Origin of the sequence: Pseudomonas multiresinivorans (genome assembly GCF_012971725.1) — a bacterium.
GTDB classification, from domain to species: Bacteria; Pseudomonadota; Gammaproteobacteria; order Pseudomonadales; family Pseudomonadaceae; genus Pseudomonas; species Pseudomonas multiresinivorans.
In genome coordinates this window covers 5,381,495-5,394,776 of record NZ_CP048833.1, presented here as the reverse complement: position 1 = coordinate 5,394,776, position 13,282 = coordinate 5,381,495, and the positions used below count along the sequence as shown (strand labels likewise).

Annotated in this window: 10 protein-coding genes; all 10 read left to right on the top strand. The window is 63.1% G+C overall.

What is annotated here, in order from left to right:
* The first annotated feature begins 34 nt into the window (after nucleotides 1–34).
* The 10 genes from bamA to tilS all read left to right on the top strand — a co-directional run bounded on the left by bamA (nucleotide 35) and on the right by tilS (nucleotide 13,191).
* A complete protein-coding gene (gene bamA / locus G4G71_RS24700) occupies nucleotides 35–2,422 on the top strand; it encodes an outer membrane protein assembly factor BamA (RefSeq protein WP_169940922.1) in 2,388 nt (795 codons plus the stop codon).
* A 48-nt stretch (nucleotides 2,423–2,470) separates the two neighbouring features.
* Nucleotides 2,471–2,974, top strand: a complete 504-nt coding sequence (locus G4G71_RS24695; protein ID WP_169940920.1) for an OmpH family outer membrane protein — start codon at nucleotides 2,471–2,473, stop codon at nucleotides 2,972–2,974.
* Nucleotides 2,974–4,035: a UDP-3-O-(3-hydroxymyristoyl)glucosamine N-acyltransferase gene (lpxD, locus tag G4G71_RS24690; RefSeq protein WP_169940918.1), complete on the top strand. Its 1,062-nt coding sequence runs from the start codon at nucleotides 2,974–2,976 to the stop codon at nucleotides 4,033–4,035. The genes G4G71_RS24695 and lpxD overlap by 1 nt, the downstream gene beginning before the upstream one ends.
* Before the next feature lie 48 nt (nucleotides 4,036–4,083).
* On the top strand, nucleotides 4,084–4,524 hold the full coding sequence (fabZ, locus tag G4G71_RS24685; protein WP_024766076.1) for a 3-hydroxyacyl-ACP dehydratase FabZ: 441 nt from the start codon (nucleotides 4,084–4,086) through the stop codon (nucleotides 4,522–4,524).
* Nucleotides 4,521–5,297 carry an acyl-ACP--UDP-N-acetylglucosamine O-acyltransferase gene (gene lpxA / locus G4G71_RS24680; protein WP_169940916.1) on the top strand — a complete coding sequence of 259 codons (777 nt, stop codon included), beginning with the start codon at nucleotides 4,521–4,523 and terminating at the stop codon, nucleotides 5,295–5,297. Before fabZ ends, lpxA begins: the two co-directional genes overlap by 4 nt.
* Before the next feature lie 2 nt (nucleotides 5,298–5,299).
* Nucleotides 5,300–6,442, top strand: a complete 1,143-nt coding sequence (gene lpxB / locus G4G71_RS24675; RefSeq protein ID WP_169940914.1) for a lipid-A-disaccharide synthase — start codon at nucleotides 5,300–5,302, stop codon at nucleotides 6,440–6,442.
* A complete protein-coding gene (gene rnhB, locus G4G71_RS24670) occupies nucleotides 6,442–7,053 on the top strand; it encodes a ribonuclease HII (protein ID WP_169940912.1) in 612 nt (203 codons plus the stop codon). Before lpxB ends, rnhB begins: the two co-directional genes overlap by 1 nt.
* Before the next feature lie 154 nt (nucleotides 7,054–7,207).
* Nucleotides 7,208–10,738 (top strand): DNA polymerase III subunit alpha, encoded by a 3,531-nt coding sequence (dnaE, locus tag G4G71_RS24665; RefSeq protein ID WP_169940910.1) that lies wholly within the window; start codon nucleotides 7,208–7,210, stop codon nucleotides 10,736–10,738.
* Nucleotides 10,739–10,851: 113 nt separating this feature from the next.
* Nucleotides 10,852–11,802 (top strand): acetyl-CoA carboxylase carboxyl transferase subunit alpha, encoded by a 951-nt coding sequence (gene accA, locus G4G71_RS24660; RefSeq protein ID WP_169940908.1) that lies wholly within the window; start codon nucleotides 10,852–10,854, stop codon nucleotides 11,800–11,802.
* Nucleotides 11,803–11,871: 69 nt separating this feature from the next.
* Nucleotides 11,872–13,191 (top strand): tRNA lysidine(34) synthetase TilS, encoded by a 1,320-nt coding sequence (gene tilS, locus G4G71_RS24655; RefSeq protein ID WP_169940906.1) that lies wholly within the window; start codon nucleotides 11,872–11,874, stop codon nucleotides 13,189–13,191.
* Nucleotides 13,192–13,282 lie beyond the last annotated feature (91 nt).

Genomic DNA, 13,282 nt, shown 5'->3' with positions numbered 1-13,282 from the left:
ATTCTCTATTTGTCAGTTGGAATAAAAGGACTCCATGAAACGCTTTCTGCTTCCCGCGGCCCTTTCCGCGCTGATGATCGCCCAGGTTCACGCCGAGTCCTTCACTGTTTCCGATATCCGGGTCAACGGCCTCCAGCGCGTGTCTGCCGGCAGCGTGTTCGCCGCATTGCCGCTGAACGTCGGCGAGCAGATCGATGATCGCCGCCTGGTCGAAGCGACCCGCTCGCTGTTCAAGACCGGTTTCTTCCAGGACATCCAGCTCAGCCGTGATGGCAATGTGCTGATCGTCAATGTGGTCGAGCGCCCGTCCATCTCCAGCATCGAGATCGAGGGTAACAAGGCGATCACCACCGAAGACCTGATGAAGGGCCTGAAGCAATCCGGCCTCTCCGAAGGCGAAATCTTCCAGCGCGCCACCCTCGAAGGCGTGCGTAACGAGCTGCAGCGCCAGTACGTTGCCCAGGGCCGCTACTCCGCTGAGATCGAGACCGAAGTGGTGCCGCAGCCGCGCAACCGTGTCGCGCTGAAGATCAACATCAACGAAGGCACCGTGGCGGCCATCGCCCATGTCAACGTGGTGGGCAACACCGTCTTCTCCGAAGAAGACCTGACCGACCTGTTCGAGCTGAAGACCACCAACTGGCTGTCCTTCTTCAAGAACGACGACAAGTACTCCCGCGAGAAGCTCTCCGGTGACCTGGAGCGTCTGCGTTCCTACTACCTGGACCGTGGTTATATCCACATGGATATCGCCTCCACCCAGGTGTCCATCACCCCGGACAAGAAGCACGTCTACATCACCGTCAACGTCAACGAAGGCGAGAAGTACACCGTCAGCGACGTGAAACTCTCCGGCGACCTGAAGGTGCCGGAAGAAGAAGTGAAGAAGCTGCTGCTGGTGAAGAAGGGCCAGGTGTTCTCCCGCAAGGTGATGACCACCACTTCCGACCTGATCACCCGTCGCCTGGGTAACGAGGGCTACACCTTCGCCAACGTCAACGGCGTCCCCGAGCCGAACGACGAGAACAAGACCGTGTCGATCACCTACGTGGTCGACCCGGGCAAGCGCGCCTACGTCAACCGCATCAACTTCCGTGGCAACACCAAGACCGAGGACGAAGTACTCCGTCGCGAAATGCGCCAGATGGAAGGCGGCTGGGCCTCGACCTACCTGATCGACCAGTCCAAGCAGCGCCTCGAGCGCCTGGGCTACTTCAAGGAAGTCAACGTCGAGACCCCAGCGGTTCCGGGCACCGACGACCAGGTCGACGTCAACTACAGCGTGGAAGAGCAGCCGTCCGGCTCGATCACCGCCAGCGTGGGCTTCGCCCAGAGCGCCGGCCTGATCCTCGGCGGCTCGATCAGCCAGAACAACTTCCTGGGTACCGGTAACAAGGTCAGCATCGGCCTGACCAAGTCCGACTACCAGACCCGCTACAACTTCGGCTTCGTCGACCCCTACTGGACCGTCGACGGCGTGAGCCTGGGCTACAACGCCTTCTACCGCAAAACCGACTACGACGAGCTCGACGTCGACGTTTCCAGCTACTCGGTGAACAGCCTGGGTGCCGGCGTCAGCATCGGCTACCCGATCAGCGAGACCTCGCGCCTGACCTACGGCCTGACCGTGCAGCGCGATAACCTCGATACCGGCGCCTATACGGTCGACGAGATCTTCGACTTCATCGAGAAGGAAGGCGACAGCTTCACCAACTTCAAGGCGTCCATCGGCTGGTCCGAATCGACCCTGAACAAGGGTGTGCTGGCAAACCGCGGTCACTCGCAGAGCCTGGTGCTGGAAACCACCATTCCGGGCAGCGACCTGTCGTTCTACAAGCTCGACTACCGTGGCCAGATCTTCGCGCCGCTGACCGAAAACTACACCATGCGCTTCCACACCGAACTCGGTTATGGCGGCGCCTACGGCGACACCGATCGCCTGCCGTTCTACGAGAACTACTACGCCGGTGGCTTCAACTCGGTACGTGGCTTCAAGGACAGCTCCCTTGGTCCGCGCAGTACCCCGAGTATCGCTCGCGATGCCAATGGCAATCAGATATCCGGTCCGGACAGCAAAGGCCGTTACACCGACCCGGATCAGGATCCGGAAGCCTTCGGTGGTAACATCCTGATCACTGGCGGCGCGGAACTGCTGTTCCCGCTGCCCTTCGTGAAGGATCAGCGTCAGCTGCGTACCGTATTGTTCTACGACATCGGTAACGTGTTCGACACCGATTGCCCGACGTCCACCACCCAGGGCTGTGACGGTGTCAAGTTCCAAGACATGGCGATGTCTGCCGGTGTGGGCCTGACCTGGATCACCGCTCTGGGGCCGCTGAGTTTCAGCCTGGCGACTCCGATCAAGAAACCGGATAACGCCGAAACCCAGATCTTCCAGTTCTCCCTGGGACAGACCTTCTAATTGGCCGTATCGTTGTAATGACAACCATGCTTTGTGCAGGAGTGCATTGTGCGTAAGTTGACCCAGTTCGTCCTGATCACCGCCGCCCTGGCAGCGAGCCCCGCGTTCGCCGAGATGAAGATCGCGGTGCTCAACTATCAGATGGCACTCCTCGAGTCCGATTCGGCCAAGCAGTACGCCGTCGACGCCGAGAAGAAGTTCGGCCCCCAACTGAGCAAGCTCAAGGCCCTGGAAACCGATGCCAAGGCCCTGCAGGACAAGCTGGTCAATGGCGGCAGCAAGATGTCCAACGCCGAGCGTGAAAAGGCTGAAGGCGACTTCAAGCAGAAGGCTCGTGACTTCCAGTTCCAGTCCAAGGAGCTGAACGAAGCCAAGGCCGTTGCCGACCGCGACATGCTGAAGAAGCTCAAGCCGAAGCTGGACCAGGCCGTCGAGGAAACCATCAAGAAGGGTGGTTATGACCTCGTGGTCGAGCGTGGTGCCGTGGTCGACGTGAAGCCGCAGTACGACATCACCCGCCAAGTCATCGAGCGCATGAACCAACTGCGCTGATGATGACCGAGCTGTCCTTTACCCTCGCCGAACTGGCCGCGCAGCTCGATGCCGAGTTGCGCGGCGATCCCGCCTTGGTTATTCGCGGGTTGGCTACCTTGCAAGAGGCAGAGGCTGACCAGCTCAGCTTCCTGGCCAATCCGCAGTACCGCAAGTTCCTTCCCGACAGCCAGGCCGGTGCCGTCCTGCTGACTGCGGCCGATGCCGAAGGCTTCACCGGTAATGCATTGGTCGTTGCCAATCCCTACCTGGCCTATGCCGGTCTGTCCCACCAGTTCGACCGCAAGCCCAAGGCAGCGGTTGGCATTCATCCCACTGCTGTGGTCGATGAAGGTGCACAGGTCGATGCGTCCGCCAGTGTCGGTCCGTATGCCGTGATCGAAGCAGGCGCGCAGATCGGCGCCAATGTGACCATCGGCGCCCATTGCTTCGTCGGCGCGCGCAGCGTGATCGGGGAGGGCGGCTGGCTGGCGCCCCGCGTAACGCTCTACCACGACGTGCGCATCGGCAAGCGCGTGGTGATCCAGTCGGGTGCCGTGCTGGGCGGTGAGGGCTTCGGCTTCGCCAACCACCAGGGCGTCTGGCAGAAAATCGCGCAGATCGGCGGCGTCACCCTGGGTGATGACGTCGAGATCGGCGCCAATACCACCATCGACCGCGGTGCTCTATCCGACACCATCGTGGGCAACGGCGTGAAGCTGGACAACCAGATCATGATCGCCCACAACGTGCAGATCGGCGATCACACTGCCATGGCCGGCTGCTGCGGGATTTCCGGCAGCGCCAAGATCGGCAAGCACTGCATGCTCGCCGGCGGCGTCGGCCTGGTTGGCCATATCGAGATCTGCGACAACGTCTTCGTCACCGGGATGACCATGGTGACCCGCTCGATCACCGAGCCGGGCTCCTACTCGTCCGGTACCGCCATGCAGCCCGCGGCTGAATGGAAGAAGAGTGCCGCGCGCATTCGTCAGCTGGATGACATGGCCCGTCGTCTGCAGCAGCTGGAAAAGCGCCTGGCCGCCGTGACCCCAAGCGGAGACGCTCCATCAGATGCGTGATCCACGCATTTTTTGGCGTTTCCCTTTTCTGAACAGGCTCCCCTGAACATGATGGACATCAACGAGATTCGCGAATACCTGCCTCATCGCTACCCCTTCCTGCTGGTGGATCGGGTGGTCGAGCTGGACATCGAAGGCAAGCGCATTCGCGCCTACAAGAATGTCAGCATCAACGAGCCGTTCTTCAATGGCCACTTCCCGCAGCATCCGATCATGCCGGGTGTTCTGATCATCGAGGCCATGGCCCAGGCCGCCGGCATCCTCGGTTTCAAGATGCTCGACGTGAAGCCGGCCGATGGCACCCTGTACTACTTCGTCGGCTCCGACAAGCTGCGCTTCCGCCAGCCAGTGCTGCCGGGCGATCAATTGCAGCTCAATGCCCAGTTCCTCAGCGTCAAGCGCGGCATCTGGAAGTTCGACTGCAATGCCACCGTGGACGGCAAGCCGGTATGCTCGGCTGAAATCATCTGTGCGGAACGCAAACTATGAGTTTGATCGATCCTCGCGCCATCATCGACCCGCGCGCAAAGCTGGCTGACGACGTAGAAGTGGGCCCCTGGTCCATGGTCGGGCCGGATGTGGAGATCGGCGAAGGTACGGTGATCGGTCCGCATGTGGTGGTCAAAGGCCCCACGAAGATCGGTAAGCACAATCGGATTTTCCAGTTCTCCAGCGTGGGTGAAGATACCCCCGACCTGAAGTACAAGGGCGAACCGACTCGCCTGGTGATCGGCGACCACAACGTGATCCGCGAGGGTGTCACCATCCATCGCGGCACCATCCAGGATCGCTCGGAGACCACCATCGGTGATCACAACCTGCTCATGGCCTATGTGCACATCGGACATGACAGTGTGATCGGCAACCATTGCATCCTCGTGAACAACACCGCGCTGGCGGGGCATGTTCACGTGGATGACTGGGCAATCCTCTCCGGTTACACCCTGGTGCATCAGTTCTGCCGTATCGGCGCCCACGCCTTCTCGGGCATGGGAACCACCATCGGCAAGGACGTCCCGGCCTATGTCACAGTCTTCGGCAACCCCGCCGAGGCCCGCAGCATGAACTTCGAAGGCCTGCGCCGTCGCGGTTTCAGCGCCGAGTCGATCCAGGCGCTGCGCCGGGCCTACAAGGTGGTCTACCGCCAGGGCCTGACGGTGGACGAGGCGCTGGCCGAACTGGCTGAAGCCTCCGCGCAGTTCCCGGAAGTCGCGGTGTTCCGCGACTCCATCCAGAGCTCCACTCGCGGCATCACTCGCTGACCATGCAAAGCACCGCACGCAAGCTGCGCGTCGCCCTGGTCGCGGGCGAGGCGTCCGGCGATATCCTCGGCTCCGGTCTCATGCAGGCGCTCAGGCAGCGCCACCCCGACATCGAGTTCATCGGTGTCGGTGGCCCGCGCATGGAGGCCGAAGGGCTGAAGTCGCACTTCCCCATGGAACGCCTCTCTGTCATGGGGCTGTTCGAGGTCCTAGGGCGCCTGCGCGAACTGCTGCGCCGGCGCAAGGATCTGGTGCAGATGCTGATCGCGGCGAAGCCGGATGTGTTCATCGGCATCGATGCGCCGGACTTCAACCTGAACATCGAATTGAAGCTGCGTCGAGCGGGTATCCGCACGGTGCACTACGTCAGCCCGTCGGTCTGGGCCTGGCGGCAGAAGCGTGTGCTGAAGATCAAGCAAGCCTGCGACCTGATGCTCGCGCTCTTCCCCTTCGAGGCGCTTTTCTACGAAGAGCATGCGGTGCCGGTGCGCTTTGTCGGCCATCCGCTCGCCAATACCATCCCGCTGGAGGCTGACCGTGCCGGTGCGCGCGAGCGCCTTGGCCTGGCGCAGGATGCCAGCGTTGTGGCACTCCTGCCTGGCAGCCGCGGAGGGGAGGTCGGCAAGCTCGGTGCGCTGTTCCTCGATACTGCCCAGCGCCTGCTCCAGGATCGCCCTTGCTTGCGTTTCGTGCTGCCCTGCGCCAGCCCTGAACGCCGCGTGCAGATCGAAGAGATGCTTGCTGGCCGCAACTTGCCCGTGCAGTTGCTCGACGGCGCCTCACACGAGGCCCTCGCCGCCTGCGATGCCGTGCTGATCGCCTCTGGCACTGCCACGCTGGAAGCGCTGCTGTACAAGCGGCCGATGGTCGTTGCCTACAAGGTGGCGCCCATGACCTACCGAATTCTCAAGCGCCTGGTGAAGAGCCCGTACATCTCGCTGCCGAACCTGCTGGCCGGCCGGCTGCTGGTGCCGGAACTGATCCAGGATGCGGCGACGCCCGAGGCGCTGGCCGCTACCCTGACGCTGCTGCTCGACGACGGCAGCGTGCAGACCGAACCCTTCGACGCCATCCATCGCGCCCTGCGCCAGGATGCGTCTGCGCAGGCCGCCGAGGCGGTGCTCGCCCTGGTGGAGAAACGCTGATGCAGATGGGCCTGGACTTCACCCTTGTCGAAGAGCTGGTCGCCGGTGTCGATGAGGTTGGCCGCGGGCCGCTGTGCGGTCCCGTGGTTACCGCTGCGGTGATTCTCGATCCGGCGCGGCCGATCAGCGGGCTGAACGATTCCAAGAAACTCAGCGAAGCCAAGCGGGAAAAGCTCTTCGACGAGATTCGCGAGAAGGCTCTGGCCTGGTGCATCGCCCGTGCCGATGTGCATGAGATCGACCAGCTCAACATCCTTCATGCCACCATGCTCGCCATGCAGCGCGCGGTGGAAGGCCTCAGCGTCACGCCGAAACTGGCGCTGATTGACGGCAATCGTTGCCCGAAGCTGAACGTCCCCTCGGCACCGGTGGTGCAAGGCGATGCGAAGGTTCCGGCCATCGCCGCCGCCTCGATCCTGGCCAAGGTCAGCCGCGACCGCGAGATGCAGGAAATGGAAGCGCAGTACCCTGGCTACGGCATCGGCGGGCACAAGGGCTATCCCACTCCCGTGCACCTCGAAGCCCTCAGGCGCCTGGGCCCCACGCCCATTCATCGCCGTTCGTTCGGCCCGGTGCGCGCTTTGCTCGAAGACGCCGGCGGCATCCTGTAACACCCTGTTATTACTCTGAAAATATTCCTGGCAGGCTGTTCTCCGGTGCGTTGATGCAGCGGCTGCGACGGCTGGCCCATTGATCCCTGTAGCTTTGCGGACAGCCCCGGTACAATCCGGGGCTTGCCGTTTTTCGCGTTTGCCAAGGACCACCATGACCGCCACCTTCGTTCACCTGCGTCTGCACACCGAATTCTCCCTGGTCGACGGCCTGGTGCGGGTCAAGCCGCTGATCAAGGCGGTTGGCGGGGCCGGTATGCCGGCGGTGGCGGTGACCGATCTGAGCAACATGTGCTCGCTGGTGAAGTTCTACAAGACGGCCATGGGCGGTGGCATCAAGCCGATCTGCGGCGCTGACATCTGGCTGGCCAACCGCGACGAGGATGGCCCGCTGACCCGCCTGACCCTGCTGGCGATGAACGCCAAGGGCTATCGCAACCTCACCGAGCTGATTTCCCGCGGCTGGCAGGAAGGCCAGCGTAACGGCGAGATCATCATCGAACGGCAGTGGGTCAAGGACGCCGCCGAAGGCCTGATCGCGCTGTCCGGCTCCAAGGAGGGCGAGATTGGCATGGCCCTGCTGGAGGGCGACGACGCCCATGCGGACTCGCTCCTGGCCGAGTGGCTGGAGGTCTTCCCGGACCGCTTCTACCTGGACATCCAGCGCACCAACCGGGTCAATGACGAAGAGCACGTGCATGCCGCCGTGGCTCTGTCGGCTCGCAGTGGCGCGCCTTTGGTGGCCACCAACGATGTGCGCTTCATCAAGGAGGCGGATTTCGAGGCCCACGAGACCCGTGTATGCATCGGCGAAGGCCGCGCCCTGGATGATCCGCGCCGTTCGCGCAACTATTCCGACCAGCAGTACCTGAAGAGCCCGGAAGAAATGGCCGAGCTGTTCAGTGATATCCCCGAGGCTCTGGAAAACTCCGTCGAGATCGCCAAGCGCTGCAACATCGATGTGCAGCTGGGCAAGTATTTCCTGCCCAACTTCCCGATCCCCTACGACGACATGGATATCAACCAATATCTGCGCCATGTCTCGTACGAGGGCCTGGAGGAGCGCCTGGCAGTGCTCTGGCCGAAGGAAACCACGCCGAACTACGAAGAGAAGCGGCAGATCTACGTCGACCGCCTGGAGTTCGAGCTCGGCACCATCATCCAGATGGGCTTCCCCGGCTACTTCCTGATCGTGATGGACTTCATCAAGTGGGCCAAGAACAACGGCGTGCCCGTCGGCCCAGGCCGGGGCTCGGGTGCCGGCTCGCTGGTCGCCTATGTGCTGAAAATCACCGACCTAGACCCGCTGGCCTACGACCTGCTGTTCGAACGTTTCCTCAACCCTGAACGTATTTCCATGCCCGACTTCGACGTCGACTTCTGCATGGAAGGCCGTGACCGGGTGATCGACTATGTGGCCGGCGCCTACGGCCGTAATGCGGTCAGCCAGATCATCACCTTCGGCTCCATGGCCGCGAAGGCGGTGGTGCGCGACGTGGCGCGGGTGCAGGGCAAGTCCTACGGCCTGGCCGACAAGCTGTCGAAGATGATTCCCTTCGAAGTGGGCATGACCCTGGAGAAGGCCTTCGAGCAGGAGGAAATGCTCCGCGACTTCCTCAAGACTGACGAGGAAGCCCAGGAAATCTGGGACATGGCGCTCAAGCTGGAAGGTGTCACCCGCGGTACCGGCAAGCACGCCGGCGGTGTGGTTATCGCGCCGACCAAGCTGACCGACTTCGCCCCCATCGCCTGTGACGAAGAGGGCGCCGGCCTGGTGACCCAGTTCGACAAGGACGACGTGGAAGCGGCCGGCCTGGTGAAGTTCGACTTCCTCGGCCTGCGTACCCTGACCATCATCAAATGGGCGATGGAGATCATCCACCGCATCCAGAAGAAGAACGGCGACCCGAATCTGGTCGATATCGACCGCATCCCGCTGGACGACAAGAAGACCTACGACCTGCTGCAGAAGGCGGAGACCACCGCGGTCTTCCAGCTTGAATCGCGCGGCATGAAGGAGTTAATCAAGAAGCTCAAGCCGGACTGCCTGGAAGACCTCATTGCACTGGTGGCGCTGTTCCGTCCCGGTCCGCTGCAGTCGGGCATGGTGGACGACTTCATCAACCGTAAGCACGGTCGCGAAGAGATTTCCTATCCGCACCCGGATTACCAGTATGCCGGTCTCGAACCGGTGCTCAAGCCGACCTACGGCATCATCCTGTACCAGGAACAGGTGATGCAGATTGCCCAGGTGATGGCGGGCTATAGCCTCGGTGGCGCGGACATGCTGCGTCGCGCCATGGGCAAGAAGAAGCCCGAGGAAATGGCCAAGCAGCGCGGCGGCTTCATCGAGGGCTGCAGCAACAACGGCATCGACGCCAACCTCTCGGGCAACATCTTCGACCTGGTGGAAAAGTTCGCCGGCTACGGCTTCAACAAGTCGCACTCCGCCGCCTACGGCCTGGTGTCGTACCAGACCGCCTGGCTGAAGACCCACTGGAAAGCCCCGTTCATGGCCGCGGTACTCACCGCGGATATGCAGAACACCGACAAGGTGGTGACGCTCATCGAAGAGTGCCGCCACATGAAGCTGCGCATCCTCGCCCCCGACGTGAACAACTCCGAGTTCCGCTTCACCGTGGATGAGGATGACCAGATCGTCTACGGCCTGGGCGCGATCAAGGGCGTCGGCGAAGGCCCGGTGGAAGCCATCACCGAGTGCCGCAATGAGGGCGGGCCGTTCAAGAACCTGTTCGACTTCTGCGATCGCATCGACCTCAAGCGCGTCAACAAGCGCACCCTGGAGGCGCTGATCCGCGCCGGCGCCCTGGACCGTCTCGGCCCGCACTTCTTTGAGGAGCAGAAGGCCTACCACGCCCACGTCGACATCAACCGTGCCGTGCTGCTGGCCTCCATGGAAGAAGCCGTCAAGGCCGCCGAGCAGACCTCGCGCAGCCACGACAGCGGCCACATGGACCTGTTCGGCGGCGTGTTCGCCGAGCCCGAGGCCGATGTCTACGCCAACCACCGCAAGGTCAAGGAGCTCAACCTCAAGGAGCGCCTGAAGGGCGAGAAGGACACGCTCGGCCTGTACCTGACCGGTCACCCGATCGACGAGTACGAAGGCGAGGTGCGACGTTTTGCCCGCCAGCGCATCGTCGAACTCAAGCCGGCACGCGATACCCAGACCGTTGCGGGCCTGATCGTCAACCTGCGGGTGATGAAGAACAAGCGCGGCGACAAGATGGGCTTCGTGACCCTGGACGACCGCTCCGGCCGCATCGAAGCCTCGCTGTTCGCCGAAGCCTTCGCCGCCAACCAGGCGCTGCTGCAGACCGATGCGCTGGTGGTGATCGAGGGCGAAGTCAGTCAGGACGATTTCTCCGGCGGCCTGCGCCTGCGCGCCAAGCGCGTGATGGGCCTGGAAGAGGCCCGTACTTCGCTGGCCGAGAGCCTGCGTGTGCGTGTGCATGCCGATGCGCTCAAGGGCGACCGCCTGCGCTGGCTGGCCGACCTGTGCACCCGTCACCGCGGCAGTTGCCCGGTCACCGTCGACTACAGTGGCGAGTCGGCGCGTGCGCTGTTGCAGTTCGGCGAGCAGTGGCGGATCGACCCGGCAGACAACCTGATTCAAGCGCTGCGTGACCAGTTCGGCCGCGACAACGTCTTCCTGAACTACCGCTAGCGTGGCGGTGGCCAAACGCCGCCCGCTCGCCAGTCTCGACCCTCGGCGCCCGATACCGTAAGGTAGGGCGCCTACGGACCAGGCCCAGCCGCCAACAGAACGACGGATAGCCCATGAACCCGAATTTTCTCGATTTCGAACAGCCCATTGCCGACCTGCACGCCAAGATCGAAGAGCTGCGGTTGGTCGGTAACGACAACGCCCTGAACATCACCGACGAAATCTCCCGTCTTCAGGAAAAGAGCAAGGCGCTGACCGAGAACATCTTCGGCAACCTGTCCAGCTGGCAGATCGCCCAGCTCGCTCGCCATCCGCGTCGTCCCTACACCCTCGACTACATCGAGCACATCTTCACCGAATTCGAAGAGCTGCACGGTGACCGCCACTTCTCCGATGACGCGGCCATCGTCGGCGGCGTTGCCCGCCTGAAAGACCAGCCGGTGATGATCATCGGCCACCAGAAGGGCCGCGAAGTGCGCGAGAAGGTGCGCCGCAACTTCGGCATGCCGCGCCCGGAAGGCTACCGCAAGGCCTGCCGCCTGATGGAAATGGCGGAGCGCTTCAAGATGCCGATCCTGACCTTCATCGACACCCCCGGCGCCTACCCGGGCATCGACGCCGAAGAGCGTGGCCAGAGCGAGGCGATCGCCTGGAACCTGCGCGTGATGGCGCGCCTGAAGACTCCGATCATCGCTACCGTGATCGGCGAAGGCGGTTCGGGCGGTGCACTGGCCATCGGCGTGTGCGATCAGCTGAACATGCTGCAGTACTCCACCTATGCGGTGATCTCGCCCGAAGGTTGTGCCTCGATCCTCTGGCGTACCGCCGAGAAAGCACCGGAGGCGGCCGAAGCCATGGGCATCACCGCCAACCGCCTGAAGGACCTGGGTATCGTCGACAACGTCATCCCGGAGCCGCTGGGCAGTGCCCACCGTGATCCGGCGGCCATGGCCGAGACCATCCGCAATTCCCTGCTCGGCCAACTCGATACCCTGGGCCAGCTGAGCACCGAAGAGCTCCTTGCGCGCCGCTACGAGCGCCTGATGAGCTACGGCATCGCCTGATCGATGCCCTCGGCGCAGCGCGGGTGACGAGGTATCCTTGCCTCGTCCCCGACCCTGCCGACCTGCGCCATGTCTGTTGAGCTCGAATCCCGACTGCTGAGCTTCCTCGCTTCCTGGCGCAATGTGTCGGCTTGGCGAGTCGCACTGTCCGGTGGACTGGATTCCACCGTTCTTCTGTACCTCCTGGCGCAGCTCGCCCGCCGCGAAACCTTGCCGCCTCTCTCTGCCATTCACGTGCACCACGGCCTGCAGGCTGCCGCTGACGCCTGGCCGGAACACTGCCAGCGCTTCTGCGATTCACTTGGCGTTCCATTGCAGGTTGTGCGGGTGCAGGTCGATCATGGCGCCAGCGTCGAGCGCGCGGCGCGGGAGGCGCGTTATGCGGCTTTCACCGCTGCGCTGGGGGAGGGGGAATGCCTGCTGACCGGGCAGCACCGTGACGACCAGGCTGAAACCGTTCTTTTCCGGCTTTTCCGTGGTGCCGGAGTGCGCGGCTTGTCCGGAATGGCCGCCTGTCGCCCGCTGGGGACTGGGATGCTGCTGCGTCCGTTGCTGGGCATCAGTCGTGCGGGGCTGGAGAGGTACGCCCGTCGCCATGGGTTGGGTTGGGTCGACGATCCGTCCAATGCTTGCGACGACTACGACCGCAACTATCTGCGCAACCAGGTTGTGCCGAGCATCGTCCAGCGCTGGCCGTCGGCGGTGGAGACTATCGCCCGCAGTGCCGAGCACCTGGCGGAGGCCGATGGACTGCTCGCCGAACTGGCGCTGAGCGACCTGGTGTCGGCCGGAGCCCGAGACGAATACATCGGTATGCAATTGCCCTCACTGGCCATCGCTGCACTGGCGCAGCTGAGCGAACCACGCCAGCGCAATGCCCTGCGCCACTGGCTCGCGCCCCTGGCGCGCTTGCCGGACAGTGCCCACTGGGCGGGCTGGCGAGACCTGCGCGATGCCCGCGAAGACGCCGAACCGATCTGGCGCCTTGCCGATGGCGAGCTGCGCCGTGCCCACGGTCGGCTCTGGTGGCTGGCCAATCCCTGGCTGGGATTCGTACCGGAAAATCAGAGCTGGCGCGACCCTTCGCAGGTACTTTCGCTGCCGGGCAATGGTGAGTTGCGGTTTGATGGCGAAGCGCCGGAAGGGCCGCTGGAGGTTCGCTACCGGCAGGGCGGGGAAGTAATGGCGCTGGTCGGCCGCGGCAGCCGTGACCTAAAGCGCCTGCTCAACGAAGCGGCGGTACCTGCGTTCCTGCGCGGCCGTATGCCGCTGCTCTGGCGAGCCGACGAACTGCTCGGTGTCGCACTGCTGCCGGGCTTGCGGGTGGAGGCGGGGCAGGGCTGGACCCTGCGCTGGGCACCTCCGACGAATGACTCGGGTTTGAGCTGATAGCGGCTTTCCGGTAGACTACGCTCCCGTCTTGTACCGCTCCTGTTGATTCGCCTTCGAATCAGTGGGAGTTCGCTATTTTCACGACGAA

Coding starts and splice junctions, on each gene's coding strand:
- bamA (WP_169940922.1), top strand. CDS start 35: ATGAAACGCTTTCTGCTTCCCGCGGCCCTTTCCGCGCTGATGATCGCC.
- lpxD (WP_169940918.1), top strand. CDS start 2,974: ATGATGACCGAGCTGTCCTTTACCCTCGCCGAACTGGCCGCGCAGCTC.
- fabZ (WP_024766076.1), top strand. CDS start 4,084: ATGATGGACATCAACGAGATTCGCGAATACCTGCCTCATCGCTACCCC.
- lpxA (WP_169940916.1), top strand. CDS start 4,521: ATGAGTTTGATCGATCCTCGCGCCATCATCGACCCGCGCGCAAAGCTG.
- lpxB (WP_169940914.1), top strand. CDS start 5,300: ATGCAAAGCACCGCACGCAAGCTGCGCGTCGCCCTGGTCGCGGGCGAG.
- rnhB (WP_169940912.1), top strand. CDS start 6,442: ATGCAGATGGGCCTGGACTTCACCCTTGTCGAAGAGCTGGTCGCCGGT.
- dnaE (WP_169940910.1), top strand. CDS start 7,208: ATGACCGCCACCTTCGTTCACCTGCGTCTGCACACCGAATTCTCCCTG.
- accA (WP_169940908.1), top strand. CDS start 10,852: ATGAACCCGAATTTTCTCGATTTCGAACAGCCCATTGCCGACCTGCAC.
- tilS (WP_169940906.1), top strand. CDS start 11,872: ATGTCTGTTGAGCTCGAATCCCGACTGCTGAGCTTCCTCGCTTCCTGG.